The organism is Planotetraspora phitsanulokensis (genome assembly GCF_016863295.1).
In the GTDB taxonomy this organism is placed as follows: Bacteria; Actinomycetota; Actinomycetes; order Streptosporangiales; family Streptosporangiaceae; genus Planotetraspora; species Planotetraspora phitsanulokensis.
Window position 1 is genome coordinate 25,355 of the sequence record NZ_BOOP01000005.1, and the last position, 21,097, is coordinate 46,451.

Below are 21,097 nucleotides of genomic sequence, written 5' to 3' on the forward strand. Positions count from 1 at the left end.
GGAAATCACTTCTGACGATAGGAAGGCGCCTTCGGCCCGGAAAAGGGCCTAAGGTCACCGCCGCTTGCGACGTACGCCCCTGAGCGGACGACCCATCAGGAAGGTCGGCTCAGGCCGGATTCATGAGGTTTCGGAGGGGTGAGCCGCGCCAGGGAGGGGGGCGCGATCGACCGGGCCGAGAGTCCCCCCTCGAGAGGGACTTCGGCCCTGTGGGCGGCGCGTGCCGCCGGCGGAGCCTGGCCCCATGAGACGAACTCCCCTTGAGGAATGCGACGTCCTGCTGCGCGACGGGAGCGTCGCGCATGTCCGTGCTCTGCGGGACGGCGATCGTGAGGCGCTGCACGAACTCGTCGACAGCGCTTCCGAGCGCTCTGTCTACATGAGGTTCGCCGCTGGAGGCACCGCCACGGCCCACGCCTACGTCGACCGGATGATCGGGCCCGCTTATCGGGGTCACGCACTGGTCGCGACCATGTCGGGCCGGCTGGTCGGCGTCGCGGAATGGATCGGCGACGACGCGGCCGATCAGGCCGACCTGGGTGTGCTGCTCGACGACGCGGCGCATGGACGCGGGCTCGGGACGGTGCTCCTGGAGCATCTGGCGCTGAACGCGGCGGAGAACGGCATCAAGGAACTCGTCGCCGACGTACTCGCCGAGAACAGGTCGGTCATCCAGGTGATCGAGGACGCCGGCCTGGAGGTGCGGCGCCGTCACATCGACGGGTGGGAGGAGTTCCGGATCTCCACGGGCACGACCGCCGGGCTGCTGACGGCGATCGACGCCCGGGCACACGAGGCGGAGCGCAACTCTCTGATCGGCCTGTTCGGCGCCCGCTCCGTCGCGGTGATTGGGGCGGGCCGCGACCCCGCCAACGTCGGCCACCGCGTGCTGCGCAACCTGATCGCAGGCGGCTTCGCCGGCCCGATCTACCCGATCAACCCCGAAGCGGCCGAGGTGGAGGGCCTGGAGGCGTATCCCGACCTGTCCGCCGCTCCCGGGCAGGCGGAGCTCGCCGTCGTCGCCGTCGCGGCCGCCGCGGTGCTCGACGTCGCCCGCGACTGCGCGCGGCACGGCGTGCGCAGCCTGGTCGTGGTCAGCGCGGGCTTCGCGGAGGCGGGGCGCGCCGACCGGGAAGCCGAGCTGCTGAGGATCTGTCGCGAGGCGGGGATGCGCCTGGTCGGGCCGAACTGCCTGGGTGTGGTGAACACGGCCACGGCGCTCAACGCGAGTTTCCTCCCCCATCAACCGTCGGCGGGAAACCTGGCGCTGATGTCGCAGTCCGGGGCTGTCGCCGTCGGGATGCTCGATCGCGCGGCCCAGATGGGCCTCGGCGTCTCCTCCTTCGCCTCCGTCGGGAACAAGGCCGACATCAGCGGCAACGACCTGCTCGAATACTGGGAGGACGACCCGGCGACCGAGGTCATCGCGCTGTATCTGGAGTCGTTCGGCAATCCGCGCCGGTTCGGCCGCATCGCCCGGCGCGTGGCGGCCAAGAAACCGATCATCGTCGTCAAGAGCGGCAGAGGGACGGCCGGTGGCCGAGCCGTACGGTCCCACACCGCGGCGGCGGCCACTCCGGACACGGCGGTGGACGCCTTGCTCCGGGCCTCGGGCGTGATTCGAGAGGACAGCGTCCAGGACATGCTCGACACCGCGCGACTGCTCGCCGCGCAACCGCTTCCGGCCGGCCGCCGGGTCGCGATCGTCGGCAACTCCGGAGGACCTCAGGCGATGACGGCTGACGCGTGCGAGCGGCGAGGTCTCCTCGTTCCCGAACTGTCGGAGGCGTCGAGGGAGGCGTTGCGAGCCCGGCTGCGGCCGGCCGCGGCCGTCGGCAACCCCGTGGACGTCACCGCGGACGGCTCGGCCGAGGAACTCGCGGATGCCCTGCGGATCGTGCTGGCCGATCCCGGCGTCGACGCCGTCCTGGCGGTCTACACACCGCCCTTCGGCTCGGGCATCGCTCGAACGCGCGAGTCCATCGCGGCCGCGTCGGCCGGTGCGGACAAGACCGTGCTGGCCTGCGTGCTCGGACACGACGAGATGATCGGCTCCGATGTCCCGGCCTATGCCTTTCCCGAGCAGGCGGTTCACGCCCTCGGACGGGCCGCGGACTACTCCGCATGGCGCTCACGGCCGCCCGACCCTCCCGCGGAGGTACCTCCAGTGCGCGCGGCGGCTGCTCGCGACATCGTCGACGCCGATCTCGCGGAGCACCCGCAGGGCCGCTGGCTGGACTACTCGACCGCGGCACGCCTGCTCGACTGCTACGGGCTCCGGATGGCCGAGGCGATCTCGGTCGACGGGCCGGATTCGGCCTGCGAGGCGGCCATGTGGCTGAGCCTGCCCGTGGTGCTCAAGGCGACCGGCCCCGACCTGGTGCACAAGAGCGACGTGGGCGGGGTGCGGACGAACCTTCGCAGTTTCGAGGAGGTACGGCAGGCCTATGCCGAGATGGTGGAACGAGTCGGACCCGCCATGGCGGGAGGGCTGATCCAGCACATGATCCCCGGAGGCGTCGAGATGATCGTGGGCGGCGTTTCGCATGAGACGTTCGGGCCCCTGGTCATGGTCGGCATGGGAGGCGTGACCGCCGAGTTGCTGATCGACCGTTCCTTCCGCGTGCCTCCCCTCAGCCGCGCGGAGGCCGGGCGAATGCTGGGCGAACTCCACTGCGCACCCCTCCTGCACGGATACCGGGGCAGTCCGGAGGCGAACGTGAGCGCCCTCGCCGCGCACATCGTCGGAGTCGGCCGACTCATGGACGAGATCCCCGAAATCGCCGAAATCGACCTCAATCCCGTGATCGTCACGCCCGCGGGCGCCGTCGCCGTGGACGTCCGCCTCCGCCTGGCGCCGGCGCCCGCCCGTCCCTCTCCCTATCGACGTCGTCTGCGGTGAACCATCGACACGGAAACGCGGGAGGCACTGCCTTCCACAGAGCGGCCGGGTGTCCTCCGGCCGCTCACGTGTTCGCCCGAATCGAGGACCCGCATCAAGGGACCTTGGTCCTCTACCGGCGGGGACCTCGCATGGTTAGCGTCCTAGACATGATTCGGGTGTTCCTAGTAGATGATCACGAGGTGGTGCGGCGCGGCGTCGCCGCGCTGCTGGAGTCCGAGGACGACATCGAGGTCGTGGGTGAGGCGGGAACCGCAGAGTCGGCGGTGGCGCGCATCCCGGCGCTGAAGCCCGACGTCGCCGTGCTCGACGTGCGGCTCCCCGACGGCAGCGGTGTGGACGTCTGCCGGGAGGTCCGCTCCCGGGTGCCCGAGCTGGCCTGCCTGATGCTGACCTCGTTCGCCGACGAGGAGGCCCTGTTCAACGCCGTGATGGCGGGCGCCGCCGGGTACGTGCTCAAGCAGATCCACGGCTCCGACCTGGTCGGCGCGGTGCGCACGGTCGCGCGGGGCCAGTCCCTGCTCGATCCCGCGACCACCGCCACCATGCTGCACCGGCTACGCGACCAGGCCGGCCAGAAGGACCCGCTCGCCGCGCTCACCGACCAGGAGAGGCACATCCTGGAGCTGATCGGCGAGGGGATGACCAACCGGCAGATCGGAGAGCGGCTCTTCCTGGCCGAAAAGACCGTGAAGAACTACGTCTCCAACCTGTTGAGCAAGCTCAGCATGCAGCGCCGTACCCAGGTCGCGGCCCTCGCCGCACGGCTGAAGGCCGGCAAACCGTCCGCCGGCACCCCCTGAAGACCGCATGCGGCCGCACCCGCCCCTTCCGGGGAAAGGGCGGGTGCGGCCGGGCGGAGGGTCTACTTGAGGATGGGGAACCGCCGGACGAGGGCGGTGTGCCGCCACCACCCGCCGATGCCCAGGGTGTCACCGGCACCTGCCAGGGCCAGACCGGCCAGGACGACGGCGTAGACGATGTGCTCGTCGATGAGGGGATTACTCTCCAGCGGCAGCGAGGCCGCCCACATGAACACCAGGAGCAGGCCGCCCGTCGCGGCGGCGATCCTCGTTCCGGCCCCCAGGATGAGGGCCGTGCCGATGCCGAGCAGGCCGATCATGAACAGCCAGTCGACCCACACCTGTCCGGCCAGGCTGGAGAAGACGCTCCCGAGCGCGTTGTCGCCGGTGCCCTTGAGGAAGCCCGTGGTGGGGCTGCCGCCGTGGATCCACGCGCGGTCGGCGGGAGTGGCGAACCCCCAGCCGAAGACCTTGTCCAGGAAGGCCCAGAGGAAGATCCATCCGATGGCGATGCGCGCGATCGCCCAGACGTATGCCGTGGTTCCGGTCGTCCGCGGCGTGTCCACGACGGCCGTGCGGGGAGCGGCGCCACCCTGGTGGCGCCCTTCGACGAGTGCCATGATCGGCCCTTTCAGCGCGGGGGTTCACTGTTTCCTGCTACTCCCAGCACACCGTTTCGCCGCTCCGGCGGGCAGTGCCGTACGGCTCGGCCCGTCCATGCGGATGTCCCGGCCGACATGGGACCTTCGGCACTGCCGCCACGTCCACCACCTCGGTCAGGTGATGAGTGGGAGACTTCCCGGTATGACGGAGAACGAGCCGCGTTCGCTGATTCCGCACATGCGGCTTGACGACCTGCTGTCGGAACTGCAGTCGCGGTTGAACGCGGTGCTGGCGACGCGTGACCGCGTCCACGGGCTTCTCGACGCGGTCGTGTCGGTGGGGAGCGATCTCGATCTGGAGACGGTGCTGCACCGGATCGTCGAGACCGCCACCACGCTGGTCGACGCCAGTTACGGCGCCTTGGGCGTCATCGGTGAGGACGACACGCTGGTGCAGTTCGTCCCCGTCGGACTCACCGAGGAGGAGATCGCGAGGATCGCCCACTGGCCGCACGGCCTGGGCCTGCTCGGACTGCTGATCAAGGAGCCTCAAACGCTGAGGCTGGCCGACATCGCCCATCACCCCGAGTCCTACGGCTTCCCGGCCGGCCACCCTCCGATGGGAACCTTCCTCGGCGTCCCCGTGAGAGTCCGGGACGAGGTCTTCGGCAACCTCTACCTCACGGAGAAACGTGGCGGAGAGGAGTTCGACGAGGAGGACGAGGCGATCGTCGTCGCCCTGGCCACCGCGGCCGGCGTCGCGATCGAGAACGCCCGGCTGTTCGAGGAGACCCGGCGCCGCGAAACGTGGCTTCAGGCCTCATCCGAGATCACCACGGCGCTCCTGTCGGGGGCCGAGCCGCAGGAGGTCCTCGCGCTCCTGGCGCGGCGGGCCCGAGAGATGGCCGGCGCCGACGAGGTCACGATCGTGCTGCCGGGCGCGGACCCCGGGACCTTCCGCACGGTCGACGAGGAGGGGCACAGGCGGCACACCACAGAGGAGATCGCCGGCACCCTGACCGGACGCGCCTTCCTCACCGGCGAACCCCTGACGGCGGACAACCCGGCCGAAAACGATCTCGGGGCGGCCGGCCCAGGCCGCCTGTCCGTCGGCCCGCAGGCCGCCGTGCCGCTCGGCGCGGCGGGAGCCGTCCGAGGCGTCCTGTCGCTGGGGAAACGCTCGGGACGCATCCCGTTCAGCGCCTCCGAGCTCCGCACGCTCCACGCTTTCGCCGGGCAGGCCGCCGTCGCCCTCGAACTGGCGGAGACGCGTAAGGACGCGGAGCGGCTGGGACTGCTGGAGGATCGTGACCGCATCGCCAAGGATCTGCATGACATCGTCATCCAGCGGCTGTTCGCCGTGGCCATGACGCTCATGAGCACGGTCCGCCTGGTGGAGCGGCCGGAGGCTTCGTCAAGGCTCCAGAGCGCCATCGACGAGCTTGACGGAACCATCAGGCAGATCCGCTCGACGATCTTCGCACTTCAGACGCCTCACGACGCGGGAGCGCCCAGCCTGCGCGCCCGAATCGTGGACGTCGTGGAGGGTGCCCGCGGACACCTCGGCTTCATGCCCGGCCTGAGCATGGAGGGCCAGCTCGACAACGAGGTGCCGGCGGAACTCGGCGACCAACTGCTGGCCGTCCTCCGCGAGGCGCTGTCCAACGTGGTCCGGCATGCCAAGGCCTACCGCTCGGACGTGACCGTACGGGCCGAAGAAGGGTGGCTGACCCTGACCGTCGAAGACGACGGGGTGGGAGTGCCGGCCGGCGGGCGGCGTAGCGGGCTGCGGAATCTCGAGGAACGCGCGCGCGGACTCGGCGGCTCGTTCGAGGTGGCGCGGGTCGAACCCACCGGAACCCGGCTGCTGTGGCGGGTGCCGATCGCCTAGCGACGGATCCGGCGCCCGGAAAGCTGTTGGAGATCCACCACGATGTAGTGGTCACGCCCCGGCGCCCACGACCTGAGCGGCAGACGGGCGAGCGCGGCGGCCTCTTCGGGCTCGTCCACCGTCCGTGAGCGCCCCACCGCGGTCACCGACCAGCCCGTGCGCGTCTCGACCTCGTACTCGTCGGTCTCGAAGGCGACGACGGCGTTCGCGGCGGCCACCGCGAGCTTCGAACCGCTGGATGTGAGGATGACGATCCGCTCACCGTCGAGGTGAAAGTCGACAGGTTGCACGGCAGGAAGGGCGCGATCGGTGTAGACGATGCGGCCGATTCGCGCGGAGGCCAGCAGCGCCATGCACTCTTCCGGGGAAAGAACCTGCAACCCGGCCGAATCCGTTCTCACGCCCTACAGCCTGCCTGAGCGCGCCGCCCCCGGTAAGGGACGAAGGTCCCTCATGGCGTGCCGGCCGGCCGACGCGGACCGCCCATGACAACGGCCGCCCGGAGTACCGCACACGCGGACACTCGGGCGGCCGTTGTCATGGGCACGCGCATCATGCAGCTGGGAGAGTCGCAGGCCTGATCGGAGCACCGGCCGCTCCCCCGGTTGCGCATCATGCAGCCGGCGACTACTTGGGCGCGGTCACCAGCGGGATGTCGGCCTTGTCCCAGAAGCTGGCCGTCTCCTCCTCCTTCTTCTCCTCCTCGAACTCGTCCTCCTCGTCCTCGTCCACAGGGCCCGCCCAGCGGGACGGCATGAGGACGGGGATGAACAGGGCCGCGCCGAGCAGGCCGTACAGTCCGCTGGACAGCAGCGTGGTCATGCCCTTGCCTGCCAGCACGAGCTCCGCCTGGAGGGCGGCGCCGGTGGGGACGAGGCCGGTGGCCGTCGAGACGTCGAGGACGTACACCACGGTCCAGGCCAGCAGCGCCAGCGCCGGGACCAATGTCGCGAGCGGCGACGTCCGCAGGGCCAGCACCAGCCCGAGGAGCACGCCGGTCACGACCACCACGCCGAGAGCGATCAGCATCCGCGTGTCCGTGGCCGGGTCGAGGTGTTGTGAGATACCCCGAGTCAGCTCCTGGGCGGCCCAGCCGCCTCCGACAAGCAGTACCGCCGCGACGACTACACCGACGAGGAAGCCGAAAAAGTGTCGCATAACCACCTCCTTGTGCGAGGACCCTCGGGGGTGGGGCCCTTTTCGGTTCGCCGCAACGTTAGCGATGAACTACCCCAAACCGCACCCTTTTCGGACGATTAGTCAATCAGGCGTGTCAGGTATCGCCCGAAGCCGTACCTCGCCGGCATGTCCCCTGGAGCACATCTGCGCCCTTCTGAACTGCGGCGCGCCTAGTCCGCCGGGCGGCGGTATACGCCGTACCACCAGGTCAACGCCAGCTCGCGGGCGAACGCGGCGTCGCTGCCGGGATCCCCGGCGGTGACGTGGTCGACGAGGGCCCGTTCGCCGCCCATGACGATCACCCGGGTGGCGCTCACCGGATCGAGGTCGGCGGGGGTGCGGCCCTCGTCCTGCTCGGCGCGGAGCACCGCGACCGTCCAGTCCGTGAACTGGTCGAGTTCCGCACCCCAGAAGTCACGCACGGTCGCGTCGTAGGTGGCGACCTCGGTGAGCGCCCGCCGTACGGCGGCGTGTTTCCGATAGACCTTCACCACTTGCAGGAAGACGTCCTCGAGACCTTCGACGCCGTCCGCCGGGGTCCAGGCCGAGGTGACGTCGAAGGACGAGGTCATGAGTTCGGCGGCCAGGCGCACGAGCAGGTCGACCTTGTCGCGGAAGTGGCTGTAGAAGGTCGAGCGGGCGACACCGGCCTCGGCGGAGATCTGCTGCACGCCGAGCTCGGTGAAGTTCGCGCCGTCGATCAGGAGACGCTGCGTCGCGGACAGGATGTCCGCCTCGGCCGAGGTGGGTCGGCCGACATTCGCGGTGCGTCGTCGGGTGATCGAAGGCATGTCCGGATCCTAGGGGTCGCTCAGCGGCGAACGTCACACTACACCTCGTCCGGACATCGTGTAGCGTTTCCGGACACGATGTCCGGACGCGGCGATCGGAAAGGCGGGAGACGCCTGGCCGCCCGCCGGTCGGCCGGACGTACATGCAGGAAGGAATAGCTGGTGAAATACCGTCTGCTCGGCCGTACCGGGGTCTGGGTCTCCGAGATCTCCCTGGGCGCGATGACGTTCGGCGGCAAGGAGCACCCGGTGTACCGCACCCACGGAGCACTGGGGCAGGAGGAAGTGGATCGGATCGTCGGCACGGCACTCGACGCCGGGATCAACTTCATCGACACCGCCGACGTCTACGCCGACGGCGAGAGCGAGGAGTTGCTCGGCCGGGCGATCGGGCGGCGCCGGCGAGACGTGCTGCTCGCCACCAAACTGCTCGCTCCCGTCGGGCCGGGGCCCAACGACCAGGGGCTTTCCCGTCTGCACGTGATGCGGGCACTGGAGGACAGCCTGCGCCGGCTGAAGACCGAGTACATCGATCTCTACCAGCTCCACAACCACGACCACGTGACGCCGATCGAGGAGACGCTGAGCGCGCTCGACGACGCGGTACGACAGGGCAAGGTCCGCTACATCGGCTGTTCCAACCTCGCCGCCTGGCAGATCAGCAAGGCGTTGGGCGTCTCCGCGTTGCACAACCAGGCGAAGTTCGTCGCCAACCAGACGCACTACTCGCTGCTGTCGCGTGACGCCGAGCGTGACCTGGTGCCCCTGGCCGAGGACGCGGGGCTGAGTCTGACGGTGTGGCAACCGCTTGTCGGCGGATTCCTCACGGGCAAGTTCGAGCGCGGCGGGGTGACCACCGAACCGGACTCCCGCCGAGCCCGGAACGGCTTCGACTTCGTGCCTTTCGACGAGGAGAAGGGCTTCAGGGTGCTCGACGTGCTGCGGACCGTCGCCGCGCGGCACGAGGTGAGCCTCGCTCGGGTCGCGATCGCCTGGCTGCTCGCCCAGCGCGCCGTCACCAGCGTCATCGTCGGCGTCCGCAAGCTGGACCAGCTCAAGGACAACGTCGCCGCCAGCGATCTGGCCCTCACCGAGCAGGATCTCGCCGAACTCGACGAGGTCAGCCGGGCGCCGATCGCCTACCCGAACTGGATTCAGGAGTGGTTCGCTCCGACACGGATCCCGGGCGGCAACGTCGCCTGATCAGGACCTTCGGGCGAATCTGAGGAGCTGCGTCCTGCGTCGGATCGGATGGCGGCCGACAGCGGTGACCGAGAGGAGTTCAGCGGCGCGTGGCGACCGACCAGTCCCGCGAGGCGTCTACGCCCCAGCTCGCCAGCAGGCGCAGCCCCTCCTCCGACGCCTACCAGCCCGTCGTGTAGGTAGGGAGGAGGTATCGCATTCGCCGGCCGCAAGGGAAAGGGATGGGAACCGGGGGCGGCGGGCAGCACACCCGCTCGCCTATCCGATCAAGGAAGCGATGATGTTGACTGTCTGGCATGTCGCACCCGGATACCCCCGTACCGCAGCTGTCACCGCCTCAGCCGCAGGCCACGACCACAAAACCCCGGGCCGGCAATGGCCTGCTAGCCACCGCGATCCTGTTCGCCGGTATCGGTGGAGGCCTGCTGGCGTGGCACCCATGGGATAAGGACCCTGTGCAAGAGCCACCCAGCCCGCAGAACATCACAATCCAGAAAGTCGGCGAGCAGCGTAACGCGGGCGACTTCGACTCGTCACGGCCGGTCTACTGCATGACCAACGAGACCGGCGGCCTGTACTGCATGGTGATGCCCGGTCGCTACACCGACATCCAGCAAGAACCGGGCTGAGCGGGTGCAGGGCTCATCCCGGTGCCGCCAGGCGTTGGCACCTCCCAGTTCCGTCCGAGGTCGTAAGACGCCGGAAGCCAACGGGAGACGTTGAGAGCTATATTGCCTGGTCAGAGCACTACTCGACGTGATCTGCGCAGGTGGCGGAGTGACAGGTGAGAGTTCGAGCTCTACTACGAGGCAAGGGCCCAGACTTGTACCGCCGTCGATGGCACCTCCGGCCAAGGCTCGGAACCAGCAGCAGAATCACAGAGACTGATCTTCGCCAAATGGTTCCGTGCCAACGTATGCGTAGATCCACCCTGCGGCGGATCCCGGAGCGGACGCGAGCCGGTACACGTGCCATACGTCACTGCTGGCCGTACGCCCTCGTGTGCTCCTTGGGGGCACTCCACGCGAGTCCAGTGACACGATGCGAGTCCGACCATTGAAGGGGCCACCATCGATCTTGATGCCCACTTCGCCATTGACGACCTCACCGCGTATCAGACGAAGAACGAGCTTCAGATCGGGGCGATCTTCGATCGTCATGGCTACAGGCTAGATCAGGGCACAACCGGGGCACATGACAACCGTGATCAGCTACGTAATGGTGAGAACCACCGAGACGGCCATTGCAGGCCATCGCGGTGGCTCAGGGTCTCGCCGCAGGTAGCGGCACGGTGTGATTAGTCCAGGCAGAACTCGTTGCCCTCGGGGTCGGTCATCACGATGAAGCCACCACTCATCGGGGGCTCGGGTTCGTATCGACGCACCCGCTTCGCTCCGAGCGCGACGAGCCGGTCGCACTCGTCCTCCAGCGCCGCCATCCGCTCCTCTCCCTGCAGTCCGGGAGCCGCACGGACGTCGAGGTGGACGCGGTTCTTGGCGATCTTGTCCTCCGGCACCTGCTGGAAGAACAATCGTGGGCCGTGCCCGTCCGGGTCCTCGATGGCCGACCTCGTGTTGCGCTGCTCCTCCGGTACGCCGACCCGCGCCAGGAAGTCGTCCCACGCGGCCAGCGGGTCGGCGCCCTCAGGCAGCTCGACTCCGGGCGGGCCGGGGTGGACGTAGCCCAGCACGTCGCGCCAGAAGGACGACAGCGCCCGCGGGTCGTGAGCGTCGAAGGTGATCTGGACATGGCGGCTCATCGGGTTACTCCGTTCGCGGCGGGCTTGGTGTGCAGGTAGAGGTCGCGCAGCAGGCAGACCTCGGACAGGTGGTGGATCAGCTCGCGGTGGATGTGCAGCACCAGCGCGGCCATGGGCAACTCGGGGTAGGGCTCCTTCTCACCGACCGGGACCCGGAGCCCGGGCTCCCCGAGGCCGCGCACCCCCGCCAGCCAGACGGCGAGCTGGGCCTCGAGCTGGTCGAGGGCCGTGGCCGCGCTGCCGGCGTACTCCCAGGTCTCGTACGACGCCGCCGGCGCCCCGAAGTGCGCCGCGTTGCGTGCGGCGAGCACGCCGACGATGACGTGACCGAGTCGCCAGGCGATCGTGGTGAAGGCCGTGGGGACCGGCTCGGGGAAGGCGTAGTCGATCGTGAAGTCCCCGGCCCCGATCGGCACGGGCGCCGTCGAGCCGGCGCGCGGCCGTACGCTCCAGGCGTCCGGCACCGGCGACCAGAAGTACTCATCGTCGGTGAGGCCGTGAAGCCTGGCTCGGAGCTGATGGTTCCAGTGGAACTCCCACTGCTCGCGCAGCGTTCGATTCCAGTCGAGTTCGTCTGCGTCCATGGAGGCACCCTGACACCCATAGCGGACAGCATCGGTCCGCTATCTCTGGCAGTGTGGGAAATATGGCCGGGGCGAGCGCTGACGAGCGGGGCACGACGGAGCGGGTGCTCGCCCTGCTCGGGCTTCTGCAGCAGCGCCAGGTCTGGACCGGCCCCGAGCTCGCCGACCGGCTCGGGGTCACACCGCGCACGGTCCGGCGTGATGTCGAGCGGCTGCGCACGCTCGGCTATCGGGTGCATGCCAACCAGGGTGTCGGCGGCGGCTACCGGCTCGGCCCGGGACAGGACCTGCCGCCGCTGCTTTTCGACGACGAGGAGGCGATCGCCACCGCGGTTTCGCTGCTCGTCGGCGCGGGTGGCGCGGTCGCCGGGGCCGGCGAGGCGGCACTCCGGGCGCTGACCAAGCTCGACGGGGTGCTGCCCACCCGGCTGCGGCACGAGGTGCGTGCGCTCTCCGACTCGGTGGAGTCCTTCGGCGGAGGCCGCGCGCCGGTCGACCCCAAGATGCTCGTGACGCTGGCCCGAGCCTGCCGCGACAAGGTCGAGGCCGGCTTCGACTACCCGTCCGGGAGCGAGGTGCGACGGCGGCGGGTCGAGCCCTACCGCCTGGTCGCCTCCGACCGGCGCTGGTACCTCCTCGCCTACGACCTCGATCGCGACGACTGGCGCAGCTTCCGCGTCGACCGGATGACCGATGTGTCCGCACGGACCAGGCGCTTCCGCCCGCGTCGGGCGCCCGACGCGGCGACGTACGTGCAGGAGAGTGTGGCGAGCCGCGTCTACCCACACCAGGCGCGCTTCCTCGTGCACGCGTCGGCCGACACGGTGCGCGCGCAGATTCCGGCGTCGGCGGCCGTCGTACGACGGCGGGGAAACGAGCTCTGCGAGGTGCTCAGTGGCGGCGCCAACCTCGACTCCGTGCTCATGCATGTGCTTCTGCTGGGGCATGACTTCGAGGTGCTCGACCCTCCGGAGCTCGGGAGGCGCTGTCGCGCGCTGGCGGAGAGACTGCTGTCGGCCGGTGCGGCGATCTCACCGGTGCCGGACACGGAGGAGTGATGAGCGCCGGGCATGCGCTGCCTATCCCCACTGCGGCGACCGCGCGCTGCCCATCCGTACGGCGGCGGCCGCTGCGGCAGTGAGTCACCCCGGATCCGGCAGGTTCATCGACGCGAGCCTGGCCGGGTCGATCACGGTTGCGATGGCAACGATCCGGCCGTCGACGACGGTGAACGCGATGACCGAGAGCGGAGTTCCATCCTCGCGCCAGGAGACGAACCCGGGAAGGCCGTTGACGAGCACCGCTCGCCCCCGCGCGGCTGCGCCGGTGGCGACTCGCGTGGCTGCGCCGGCGGCGACCTTGGTGGCGCCGAGGATGACGACCACACCATCGGGGGTGTCGACGGTCAGCCTCACCTCGGGGTCGAGTACGCGCAGCAACCCCTCGAAGTCGCCGCGGTGAGCCGCCGCGAGGAAGGCCTGGACCACCTCTCGCTGCTCCCGTCCGACGACCGTCGGCCGCTCGGTCGCCTGCACCTTCCTGCGGGCGCGGCTGGCGAGCATCTTGGTGGCGTCGGCGGACTTGCCGAGGATCCGGCCGATCTCGTCGAACGGCACCGCGAACAGGTCGTGCAGCACGAACGCCAGCCGCTCGCTCGGCCTGAGCGACTCGAGGACGACGAGGAGCGCGAGCCCGACCGAGTCTGCGAGCGCGACGTCGTCCTCCGGTGCGGCGCCGTCGTCGACCGTCACCACGAGTTCGGGCAACCGGTCGTCGTAGGACGCCTCAGGGTGGGCCCGGCGTGATCGCAGGACGTCGAGGCTGATCCGGCCGACCACCGTGGTCAGCCAGCCGGCCAGGTTGTGGATCGTCGCCGCGCCCTGGCGGGAGAGCCGCAACCAGGCCTCCTGGACCACGTCCTCGGCGTCGGCGTGCGATCCGAGCATGCGGTAGGCGACCGCGCGCAGCCGGTCGCGCTCTGACTCGAACGCCTCGGCCACCGGGTCCGCCGGGCTGGTGTCGGACATCTTGTTACCTTCCTCGGAACTGCTCCGTCACAGGTGATGACGGGCCCGGATGGGCACAGGTAACCGCTGAAGGAGCAGGACCGATGGAAGCACGAATGAAGAGTGCGGCGAACCCCGACGTGATCACAGCGATCCAGCATCTCCACAAGGCGATTCACGCCGGTGGCGTCGACCCGCGCCTGCTGGAGCTGGTCCACCTGCGGGCCAGCCAGATCAACGGCTGCAGCCCGTGCGTGTTCGCCGGGGTCGAGTCGGCGAAGAAGCACGGAGAGACCGAGGTGCGGCTGCACAACGTGGTCACGTGGCGCGAGACGCCCTTCTTCACCGAGGAGGAGCGGGCGGCGCTCGCGCTGACCGAGGCCGCCACCCGGATTCAGGACGGCGCGCCGGGCGTGACCGACGAGATCTGGGACGCCGCCGCCGCGCACTTCGACGAGAGGCAGCTGTCCGCGATCATCCTGGAGATCGCGATGACCAACTTCTTCAACCGCATCAACCGCACGATCCGTGAGCAGGCCGGCAAGACCTGGTGAGCAGGGCGGCGCGTCATCCGCCCCGGAGTCGCCCATCGGGTCACGGGGGCTTTGCCTCGTGCCCTGGGTGTACGGCGCCGAGCCCCTGACGGCCTCGTGGGCGGCCTCGCCGCCCGCGAGCGTTGATCACGTGGTGGGAACGCTTTGTGCTCGCTTGGGTGACGCGCCCGCTTTCGCCGTACGGCAGTTGCGTCCTAAGGGGGTGAACCGGAATGGAGGCACTCCATGAAACCACGTGTTCTCTCCGCCGTCGTCGCGCTTGTCCTATTGGGCTCGGCGTGCGGCGGCCCGTCCAACTCGCCGAATGCCGCCGGGACATCGGTTGACGCGCCCACGATGGCGGCGCCCGCGAATCCCGGCGAACGGGACGCGATAGACCAGCAGATGTCCACATTCGCCCTCGACGTCGACACCGCGTCGTACGGCTACACGCGCCGGGCCATCCAGGAGGGCCGGTGGCCCGAGCCAGGTCAGGTACGGATCGAGGAATTTGTCAACGCCTTCCGCCAGGACTACGCGGAGCCCGACGACAACGGCTTCGCCGTACACGTCGACGGAGCCCGCTCGAGCGGCGCCGCCATCGTCCGCGTCGGCCTGCAGACCCGCGGGACGGAGTCCGCGGCACGCAAGCCGGCCAACCTGACCTTCGTGGTGGACGTGTCGGGCTCGATGGCGGAGACCGGCCGCCTGGACCTGGTCCGTGGGGCCCTGCACACGCTCGTCGACCAGCTCATGCCGGGCGACCAGGTGTCGATCGTGTCCTTCAGTAGCTCGGCGCGGCTGCTCACGCCGATGACCCCGGTGTCGGAGCGCTCGCACCTCCACTCCGCGATCGAGGAACTCGTCCCCGAAGGCTCGACCAACCTTGAAGACGGACTGGTCACCGGCTACACGGAGGCGTCGCGAACGTTCCGGCCGTCGGCGACCAACCGGGTGATCCTGCTGTCGGACGGGCTGGCCAACACGGGCGAGACCGAATGGCAGGCCATCTTGGACAGGGTCGGCGACTACGCGGGCAAACAGGTCACGCTGCTGTGCGTGGGGGTCGGGCGCGAGTACGGCGACCACCTGATGGAGCAGCTCGCCGACAACGGCGACGGGGCGGCGGTCTACGTCAGCTCGCTGGACGAGGCGCGCAAGGTGTTCGTCGACCGGTTGCCCGCCACGCTCGACGTCCGGGCGCGCGACGCCAAGGCGCAGGTCGTGTTCAACCCCGGCCTCGTCGACTCGTACACGCTGATGGGGTACGAGAACCGGGAGCTCTCGCCTGAGGAGTTCCGTGACGACTCCCGCGACGGCGGAGAGGTCGGCCCTGGCCACGCCGTCACGGCGCTCTACTGGGTGCGGCTGCGGCCCGGGGCCGAAGGGCAACTCGCCACCGCGACCGTCCGATGGCTCGACCCCGACACCCGCCGTCCCTCCGAGGTGAGCGGATCGGTGGACACGGCGGGTCTGTCGCCGGACCTGTGGAGCTCCACCGGGCCGCGGTTCCAGGTGGACGTGGTCGCCGCGGCTTTCGCCGAGCGGCTTCGCACGCACTGGGACACGGGCGGCGAACGTTTGGGACTCGGGCTGGAGGACCTGTCGGCCCGTGCCGCGCAACTCGCGGAGGTCACCGAGGACCCGGACGTGACCGAACTCGCGGATCTCATCGCCCGCGCCCGATCTCTCGACTGACCACCTGCTCCCCCGCGTCCTGCACACCGGTGTGCCGCTCTGCTCCGCGACGGTCGAGCCGAGCGGCACACCTTCCCCTTCATGCGCGGGCGAGCAGTCCGGCGAGGGTGGTCTGGAGGATCTCGCCGTACATGGCGGCGAAGTCCACTCGGGAGCCTGTGAGCCGGGGATCGGCCGTGGCCTCGACGACGGTCGGGGTCGGGTTGCTGAACGGCCACAGGCCGACCAGTGAGACGACGGCGTATCGCGTCAAAGTGAGCGCGTCGTCCGCGCTGAGGGCCGGTACCCGGTCTCTGATCAGCTTCGCCAGCCTGGTGCGGCGTTCCAGGTCGAGGAGTTTGTAGGCGCGCACGGTGTCGGCGGAGACGTTCCGCTCCAGCACGCTCGGCAGCAGGCTCCACAGTTGGCACAGGACCGGCCGGGCGGCGAGGGAGTCTGCCCAGGCCCGCATCACCCGGTCAGGCTCGCAGGGCAGGGCCGGCCACTCGTCCGGCAGAGCCTCGAGCCAGGACAGCAGCACCCTGTTGAGCAGCCCGAGGAAGACGCCCTCGCGGCTCTCGAAATAGCGCACCACATGCGTCTTGGACACCCCCAGCCGGCGTCCGAGTTCCCGGAGACTGATCTCCTCCGCCGGCATCTCGGCCAGCAGCGCCTCCGCGGCGTCCAGGATCTCCTGCCGGCGCAGTTCCCGGTGCTCGGGCCGTCTGGCCCGCTGGAAGGCCGGCCCCTCGACGTCGTCCATCGAACCTCCTCGCGCCCCGCGGATCATGGCCGCCCTCAGAATAGCGGTCCATCGGACACTTGATACGTGTCCAATGGACCGCTACAGTCGTAAAGGTCCATTGGACACCTAATTTGGGGGAAACGTCGTGATCACTTACGACAACCTGTACGTCGGAGGACAGTGGGTCGCTCCGGCCACCGGCGGCGTCCTGGAGGTGCGTTCGCCGCACGACCTTTCGCTGGTCGGGACCGCACCGCACGCCGCTCCCGCCGACGTCGACGCGGCGGTCGCAGCCGCGCGGCGGGCGTTCGACGAGGGACCCTGGCCTCGGATGAGCCCACAGGAGCGGCACGCCGCGGTGGAGCGGTTCTCCAAGCTGCACGCGGCACGTGCCGAGGAGTTCGCCGCTCTGGTCACCTCCGAGAACGGCACGCCGCTGTGGTTCACCCGCTGGACGCACCAGTCGGGCGTTCCCGAGCAGACGAACGCGTATCTGCGCGCCGCCGCCGCCCTCGACTGGGACGAGCAGGTGGGCGCCGTGAACGGGTCCTCGACGCTGCTGCGCCGCGAACCCGTGGGCGTGGTGGCCGCGATCATCCCGTGGAACGCGCCTCACCAGTCGGCCCTGGCCAAGCTGGTGCCCGCGCTGCTCGCCGGCTGCACGGTGATTCTGAAGGCCTCTCCCGAGACGGCTCTGGACGCCCTGGCCCTCGCCGAGGTCTTCGACGAGGCCGGTCTTCCTGAGGGTGTGGTGAGCATCCTGCCCGCGGGTCGTGAGACGAGCGAGTACCTGGTCGCCCACCCCGGCGTGGACAAGATCGCCTTCACCGGTTCCACCGCGGTGGGCCGGCGCATCGCCTCCATCGCGGGAGGGCAGCTCAAGAGGGTCAGCCTGGAGCTGGGCGGGAAGTCCGCCTCGATCATCCTCGAGGACGCCGACCTGACGGCGGCCGTGGAGGGGCTGAAGCTCCTGTCGCTGGGCAACAACGCCGAGAGCTGCGTGGCGCACACCCGGATCCTCGCCCCGCGCAGCCGCTACGAGGAGGTCGTCGGCGCGCTGAAGACGATGATGGAGGGGCTCCGCGTCGGCGATCCCGCTGACCCGCAGACCTTCATCGGGCCCATGGTGCGCGCCGACCAGCAGCAGCGGGTGCGCTCCTACATCGAACTCGGCATCGCCGAAGGCGCCCGGATGGTCACCGGCGGACCGGAGACGCCCGATGGGCCGGCACGCGGGCACTACGTCCGTCCGACGCTGTTCGCCGACGTCGACAGCAGCATGCGGATCGCCCGTGAGGAGATCTTCGGCCCGGTCCTGGTCGTCATCCCCTTCGACGACGAGGACGACGCCGTCCGCATCGCCAACGACTCCGAGTACGGCCTCGGCGGCGGCGTGTGGACCGCCGACCGGGACCACGGCATCGAGGTCGCCCGCAGGATCCGAACCGGATGGATGACTGTGAACGGAGCAACCCCGACCTTCGACGGCGCCTTCGGCGGCTACAAGAGCAGCGGCATCGGCCGCGAGTTCGGCGCCACGGGCCTCGCCCAGTACGTCGAGTACAAGACCATCGCGGTCTGAGAGCCCGGAGGACCATCGTGCAGAAAGCCCGCATCACCCTCGGACACACCGACATCTCCATCCGGCCGATCGGCCTGGGCTGCATGGGAATGTCCCAGTTCTACGGCGACGCCGACGAGGACGAGTCCGTCGCCACGATTCATGCCGCCATCGACGCCGGCATCGACTTCTTCGACACCTCCGACATCTACGGCGCGGCCAGCGCGGCCACCGGCCAGCCCCAGAAGGGCTTCGGGCACAACGAGGCGCTGCTGGGCCGCGCCGTGCGCGGAGTGCGCGACGAGTTGGTCCTGGCCACCAAGTTCGGCGCGCGGCTCGCCCCGGAGGGCGGGGTGGCCTTCGACGGACGCCCCGAGTACGTGGCCGCCGCCTGCGACGCCAGCCTGCGCCGCCTGGGCATCGACCACATCGACCTCTACTACTGCCATCGCGTCGACCCCACCGTGCCGATCGAGGACACCGTCGGCGCGATGGCCGACCTGGTGACCGCGGGCAAGGTGCGCGCGATCGGGCTCAGCGCGGTCGGGCCGGACCTGCTTCACCGGGCGGCCGCGGTGGCGCCGATATCGGCTCTCCAGAGTGAGTACTCGCTCTGGGCCCGCGAGGTGGAGCAGGAGGTGCTCGCCACCTGCCGCGAGCTGGGCATCACCTTCGTCCCGTACAGCCCCCTGGGGAGAGCCGCGCTCGCCGGCCGCTTCACCAGCGGGACCGCGTTGTCCGGCGACGACTTCCGCGCCACCTTGCCCAAGTTCCAGGAAGAGAACTTCGAGCACAACCTCCGCCTCATCGAGGGACTCCAGGCGTTCGCCGCCGAACGGGGACACGCACCGGGGCAGATCGCCCTGGCCTGGCTGCTCGCCCAGCCGTACGACATCGCGCCCATCCCCGGTACGAAGCGGGCGGCGTACGCACGCCAGAACGCCGCCGCCACTGCCGTGCCGCTCAGCGCGGACGACATCGCCTACCTCGCGGACCTGTTCGATCCCGCACGGGTGCGTGGCGGGCAGTACGGCACGCTCGACGTCCGCCCGCAGGGTCGATCCTCCTGAGCTGACGGCGTCCGCTCATCCCACCGAGACGACAAGTGATTGAGGACCACCATGACCGACGACGAGATTGAACCGGGCTACGCGACCGCACTCGACACGGCCGCACGACTGCTCGGCAGGCGGTTGGAACCGTTCCTGGAACCCGGCCCGGGTGAGCCCGCCAACGCTGGAGACTTCACGCGCCTGGCCACACTCCACACCTTCGGTGACGCATGGCCACGCACCGACGTCCTCGACACCCGCACCCGCGCCCTCGTCTCCGTGACGATCGCCGCCACACTGGGCACGCTCGAACCACTGCGCGGGCAGCTTCGCATCGCACTCAACAACGGCGTCACTCCGGAAGAGATCGTCGAGGCGTTCATCCACATCGAGGCCTACGCCGGCGCCGCCCGGGCCTTCGACGGTTATCAGATCGCCCGGCAGGTCTTCCAGGAGACCCACGCAGCCGAAGAGTCCCGGTAACGGCAGTGTCGCGCCCGTCAGCAGCACTGCGCTCAACACGAAGTCCGCGGCTGGGGCCGGATGGGGGCGCCCCCAGGTCGTCCCTGACACCCACCAACACCGTGATCATTCCCTGGATTCCGGCCCGAGTCGACGGTTCATCCGTCGACTCATCCGGCGGCAAAGACTTCAATAAGCCGTTCCAGCTCTTGACGTAACGGTCGTTTCCCGTCCTCGGTGCGGCATACCATGCGGCTCGCCGGAGCAGTGCATGGAACGCATACACGAGAGATTTTTGAAATGCCCAAGCGAATCGCGGCCATTTTCTGCGCCGTCATAATGGCGTTTTCCATGACGCCGTCCGATTCCGCCATGGCCTCGACCTCACGTCAGGAACGTTCGTTCAACTACGGACCGGCGGAGCTCACGGCGATTTGGCATCCGCTTTCCTCCGGCAGGCGACCTGTGGTCATCATGGTCCACGGCGGCGGTTGGCGCAGGGGCACACGAGAGTCGTTGAACTACCACGCGAGATTCATGGCCGATCGCGGATATCAAGTGTTCAACCTGGATTATCGGCTGAAAGTGCCGTGGCCTGCCCCCCGAGACGACATCGCGGCCGCGTATGACTGGATCGCGGCCAGGGCCGGATACTTCGCCGCCGACATGTCCGATGTCGTGCTGTTCGGCGAGTCGGCTGGGGGCCAGTTGGTCACCAATCTCGGGACACTGGGACAGGCGGGATACGTGTTCCGGGGAGTCGTCGGGATGTCACCGGTCGCTGACCCCGAGATGGCCTACGAGGACGGCATGAAGACCGACTCATCCGATCACGACAAGGTGCTTCGCGACGCGGCATTCATTCTCGCCGGCGAATGTGAACCGGTGGCATGCCCGGATACGTGGCGTTCGATGGCGTCGAAAACGAACGCCGGCGCAGGCGATCCGCCGATGTTGCTCATCCACTCGGCCGATGAATGGGTTCCGCCGAAACATTCGGAGGAATTGTGCGCGGCGCTGGCGCGCTACGGTGTGCCGTGCACGGTGAAGGTGTATCCCGGCAGTGATCACGCCATGGGTGTCTGTAATCAATCGGCGGGTGACGTGATGTCGTTCATCGATTCGGTGACCGCCAATTCGCCCGAAGGTCCCGCGTTGATTGCGGGTGTTCACCTCGGGGCTGTCATAAACATCTCTGCGGGGATCTCACATACCATGCAGTAATGACCCTAGACGGAAAATTTCCCATACCTATGGTCGAGGCCGCCTATTCGGCGGGTATGCCCGGATCGGTCGAAATATACGGATGTAACGCCACCTCGAACTGAAGCCGTGGCACGCCAGGCG

21 protein-coding genes are annotated in these 21,097 nt (G+C 69.1%); 12 read left to right on the forward strand and 9 right to left on the reverse strand.

Annotated elements, in window-relative coordinates; translation table 11 throughout:
• Window positions 1-244 precede the first annotated feature (244 nt).
• Window positions 245-2,902, forward strand: coding sequence for a bifunctional acetate--CoA ligase family protein/GNAT family N-acetyltransferase (locus Pph01_RS07945; protein WP_204072339.1), 2,658 nt, complete (start codon window positions 245-247; stop codon window positions 2,900-2,902).
• 149 nt (window positions 2,903-3,051) lie between these two features.
• On the forward strand, window positions 3,052-3,705 hold the full coding sequence (locus Pph01_RS07950; RefSeq protein WP_204072340.1) for a response regulator: 654 nt from the start codon (window positions 3,052-3,054) through the stop codon (window positions 3,703-3,705).
• 62 nt (window positions 3,706-3,767) lie between these two features.
• Here the strand turns inward: Pph01_RS07950 and Pph01_RS07955 are convergent, their stop codons facing one another.
• Entirely contained in the window at window positions 3,768-4,325 is a 558-nt protein-coding gene (locus Pph01_RS07955; RefSeq protein ID WP_204072341.1) for a DoxX family membrane protein, read from the reverse strand.
• 184 nt (window positions 4,326-4,509) lie between these two features.
• Between Pph01_RS07955 and Pph01_RS07960 the strand changes: the two genes are divergently transcribed.
• A complete protein-coding gene (locus Pph01_RS07960; protein WP_204072342.1) occupies window positions 4,510-6,198 on the forward strand; it encodes a sensor histidine kinase in 1,689 nt (562 codons plus the stop codon).
• Here the strand turns inward: Pph01_RS07960 and Pph01_RS07965 are convergent.
• The 3 genes from Pph01_RS07965 to Pph01_RS07975 all read right to left on the reverse strand — a co-directional run bounded on the left by Pph01_RS07965 (window position 6,195) and on the right by Pph01_RS07975 (window position 8,168).
• A complete protein-coding gene (locus Pph01_RS07965) occupies window positions 6,195-6,599 on the reverse strand; it encodes a pyridoxamine 5'-phosphate oxidase family protein (RefSeq protein ID WP_239116511.1) in 405 nt (134 codons plus the stop codon). The two genes, Pph01_RS07960 and Pph01_RS07965, sit on opposite strands and share 4 nt — an antisense overlap.
• 226 nt (window positions 6,600-6,825) lie before the next feature.
• The gene (locus Pph01_RS07970) at window positions 6,826-7,356 is read right to left on the reverse strand and encodes a hypothetical protein (RefSeq protein ID WP_204072343.1); all 531 of its coding nucleotides are present in this window, start codon (window positions 7,354-7,356) and stop codon (window positions 6,826-6,828) included.
• 191 nt (window positions 7,357-7,547) lie between these two features.
• Window positions 7,548-8,168 (reverse strand): TetR/AcrR family transcriptional regulator, encoded by a 621-nt coding sequence (locus Pph01_RS07975; protein ID WP_204072344.1) that lies wholly within the window; start codon window positions 8,166-8,168, stop codon window positions 7,548-7,550.
• A 162-nt stretch (window positions 8,169-8,330) separates the two neighbouring features.
• On the opposite strand from Pph01_RS07975, the gene Pph01_RS07980 reads away from it, so the two are divergent.
• Window positions 8,331-9,371 carry an aldo/keto reductase gene (locus Pph01_RS07980; RefSeq protein WP_204072345.1) on the forward strand — a complete coding sequence of 347 codons (1,041 nt, stop codon included), beginning with the start codon at window positions 8,331-8,333 and terminating at the stop codon, window positions 9,369-9,371.
• Window positions 9,372-9,667: 296 nt separating this feature from the next.
• Window positions 9,668-10,000 (forward strand): hypothetical protein, encoded by a 333-nt coding sequence (locus Pph01_RS07985; protein WP_204072346.1) that lies wholly within the window; start codon window positions 9,668-9,670, stop codon window positions 9,998-10,000.
• Between the two features lie 246 nt (window positions 10,001-10,246).
• On the opposite strand, the gene Pph01_RS43875 is transcribed toward Pph01_RS07985, so the two are convergent.
• From Pph01_RS43875 to Pph01_RS07995, 3 genes are all read right to left on the reverse strand, one after another.
• A complete protein-coding gene (locus tag Pph01_RS43875; protein ID WP_505866653.1) occupies window positions 10,247-10,531 on the reverse strand; it encodes a DUF8847 domain-containing protein in 285 nt (94 codons plus the stop codon).
• 137 nt (window positions 10,532-10,668) lie between these two features.
• Window positions 10,669-11,130: a VOC family protein gene (locus tag Pph01_RS07990; protein WP_204072347.1), complete on the reverse strand. Its 462-nt coding sequence runs from the start codon at window positions 11,128-11,130 to the stop codon at window positions 10,669-10,671.
• A complete protein-coding gene (locus tag Pph01_RS07995) occupies window positions 11,127-11,714 on the reverse strand; it encodes a DinB family protein (RefSeq protein ID WP_204072348.1) in 588 nt (195 codons plus the stop codon). Before Pph01_RS07995 ends, Pph01_RS07990 begins: the two co-directional genes overlap by 4 nt.
• Before the next feature lie 62 nt (window positions 11,715-11,776).
• Here Pph01_RS07995 and Pph01_RS08000 point away from each other — a divergent pair, with 62 nt between their 5' ends.
• On the forward strand, window positions 11,777-12,772 hold the full coding sequence (locus Pph01_RS08000) for a helix-turn-helix transcriptional regulator (RefSeq protein ID WP_204072349.1): 996 nt from the start codon (window positions 11,777-11,779) through the stop codon (window positions 12,770-12,772).
• 84 nt (window positions 12,773-12,856) lie between these two features.
• On the opposite strand, the gene Pph01_RS08005 is transcribed toward Pph01_RS08000, so the two are convergent.
• Window positions 12,857-13,741, reverse strand: a complete 885-nt coding sequence (locus Pph01_RS08005; RefSeq protein WP_204072350.1) for a sigma-70 family RNA polymerase sigma factor — start codon at window positions 13,739-13,741, stop codon at window positions 12,857-12,859.
• 83 nt (window positions 13,742-13,824) lie between these two features.
• Between Pph01_RS08005 and Pph01_RS08010 the strand changes: the two genes are divergently transcribed.
• Entirely contained in the window at window positions 13,825-14,274 is a 450-nt protein-coding gene (locus Pph01_RS08010; RefSeq protein ID WP_204072351.1) for a carboxymuconolactone decarboxylase family protein, read from the forward strand.
• Window positions 14,275-14,499: 225 nt separating this feature from the next.
• On the forward strand, window positions 14,500-15,951 hold the full coding sequence (locus tag Pph01_RS08015; protein ID WP_204072352.1) for a vWA domain-containing protein: 1,452 nt from the start codon (window positions 14,500-14,502) through the stop codon (window positions 15,949-15,951).
• Between the two features lie 79 nt (window positions 15,952-16,030).
• Here the strand turns inward: Pph01_RS08015 and Pph01_RS08020 are convergent, their stop codons facing one another.
• Entirely contained in the window at window positions 16,031-16,693 is a 663-nt protein-coding gene (locus tag Pph01_RS08020) for a TetR/AcrR family transcriptional regulator (protein ID WP_204072353.1), read from the reverse strand.
• A 127-nt stretch (window positions 16,694-16,820) separates the two neighbouring features.
• On the opposite strand from Pph01_RS08020, the gene Pph01_RS08025 reads away from it, so the two are divergent.
• From Pph01_RS08025 to Pph01_RS08040, 4 genes are all read left to right on the forward strand, one after another.
• Entirely contained in the window at window positions 16,821-18,257 is a 1,437-nt protein-coding gene (locus Pph01_RS08025) for an aldehyde dehydrogenase (RefSeq protein WP_204072354.1), read from the forward strand.
• A gap of 17 nt (window positions 18,258-18,274) precedes the next feature.
• On the forward strand, window positions 18,275-19,306 hold the full coding sequence (locus Pph01_RS08030; protein WP_239116512.1) for an aldo/keto reductase: 1,032 nt from the start codon (window positions 18,275-18,277) through the stop codon (window positions 19,304-19,306).
• A gap of 51 nt (window positions 19,307-19,357) precedes the next feature.
• Window positions 19,358-19,771 (forward strand): carboxymuconolactone decarboxylase family protein, encoded by a 414-nt coding sequence (locus Pph01_RS08035; RefSeq protein ID WP_204072355.1) that lies wholly within the window; start codon window positions 19,358-19,360, stop codon window positions 19,769-19,771.
• Between the two features lie 279 nt (window positions 19,772-20,050).
• On the forward strand, window positions 20,051-20,974 hold the full coding sequence (locus tag Pph01_RS08040) for an alpha/beta hydrolase (protein WP_204072356.1): 924 nt from the start codon (window positions 20,051-20,053) through the stop codon (window positions 20,972-20,974).
• The last annotated feature ends 123 nt before the right edge of the window (window positions 20,975-21,097 follow it).

Coding starts and splice junctions, on each gene's coding strand:
- Pph01_RS07995 (WP_204072348.1), bottom strand. CDS start 11,714: ATGGACGCAGACGAACTCGACTGGAATCGAACGCTGCGCGAGCAGTGG.
- Pph01_RS08040 (WP_204072356.1), top strand. CDS start 20,051: ATGCCCAAGCGAATCGCGGCCATTTTCTGCGCCGTCATAATGGCGTTT.
- Pph01_RS43875 (WP_505866653.1), bottom strand. CDS start 10,531: ATGACGATCGAAGATCGCCCCGATCTGAAGCTCGTTCTTCGTCTGATA.
- Pph01_RS07990 (WP_204072347.1), bottom strand. CDS start 11,130: ATGAGCCGCCATGTCCAGATCACCTTCGACGCTCACGACCCGCGGGCG.
- Pph01_RS08010 (WP_204072351.1), top strand. CDS start 13,825: ATGGAAGCACGAATGAAGAGTGCGGCGAACCCCGACGTGATCACAGCG.
- Pph01_RS07950 (WP_204072340.1), top strand. CDS start 3,052: ATGATTCGGGTGTTCCTAGTAGATGATCACGAGGTGGTGCGGCGCGGC.
- Pph01_RS08000 (WP_204072349.1), top strand. CDS start 11,777: ATGGCCGGGGCGAGCGCTGACGAGCGGGGCACGACGGAGCGGGTGCTC.
- Pph01_RS08035 (WP_204072355.1), top strand. CDS start 19,358: ATGACCGACGACGAGATTGAACCGGGCTACGCGACCGCACTCGACACG.
- Pph01_RS07975 (WP_204072344.1), bottom strand. CDS start 8,168: ATGCCTTCGATCACCCGACGACGCACCGCGAATGTCGGCCGACCCACC.
- Pph01_RS08020 (WP_204072353.1), bottom strand. CDS start 16,693: ATGGACGACGTCGAGGGGCCGGCCTTCCAGCGGGCCAGACGGCCCGAG.
- Pph01_RS07970 (WP_204072343.1), bottom strand. CDS start 7,356: ATGCGACACTTTTTCGGCTTCCTCGTCGGTGTAGTCGTCGCGGCGGTA.
- Pph01_RS08005 (WP_204072350.1), bottom strand. CDS start 13,741: ATGTCCGACACCAGCCCGGCGGACCCGGTGGCCGAGGCGTTCGAGTCA.
- Pph01_RS07945 (WP_204072339.1), top strand. CDS start 245: ATGAGACGAACTCCCCTTGAGGAATGCGACGTCCTGCTGCGCGACGGG.
- Pph01_RS07955 (WP_204072341.1), bottom strand. CDS start 4,325: ATGGCACTCGTCGAAGGGCGCCACCAGGGTGGCGCCGCTCCCCGCACG.
- Pph01_RS08015 (WP_204072352.1), top strand. CDS start 14,500: ATGAAACCACGTGTTCTCTCCGCCGTCGTCGCGCTTGTCCTATTGGGC.
- Pph01_RS07985 (WP_204072346.1), top strand. CDS start 9,668: ATGTCGCACCCGGATACCCCCGTACCGCAGCTGTCACCGCCTCAGCCG.
- Pph01_RS07960 (WP_204072342.1), top strand. CDS start 4,510: ATGACGGAGAACGAGCCGCGTTCGCTGATTCCGCACATGCGGCTTGAC.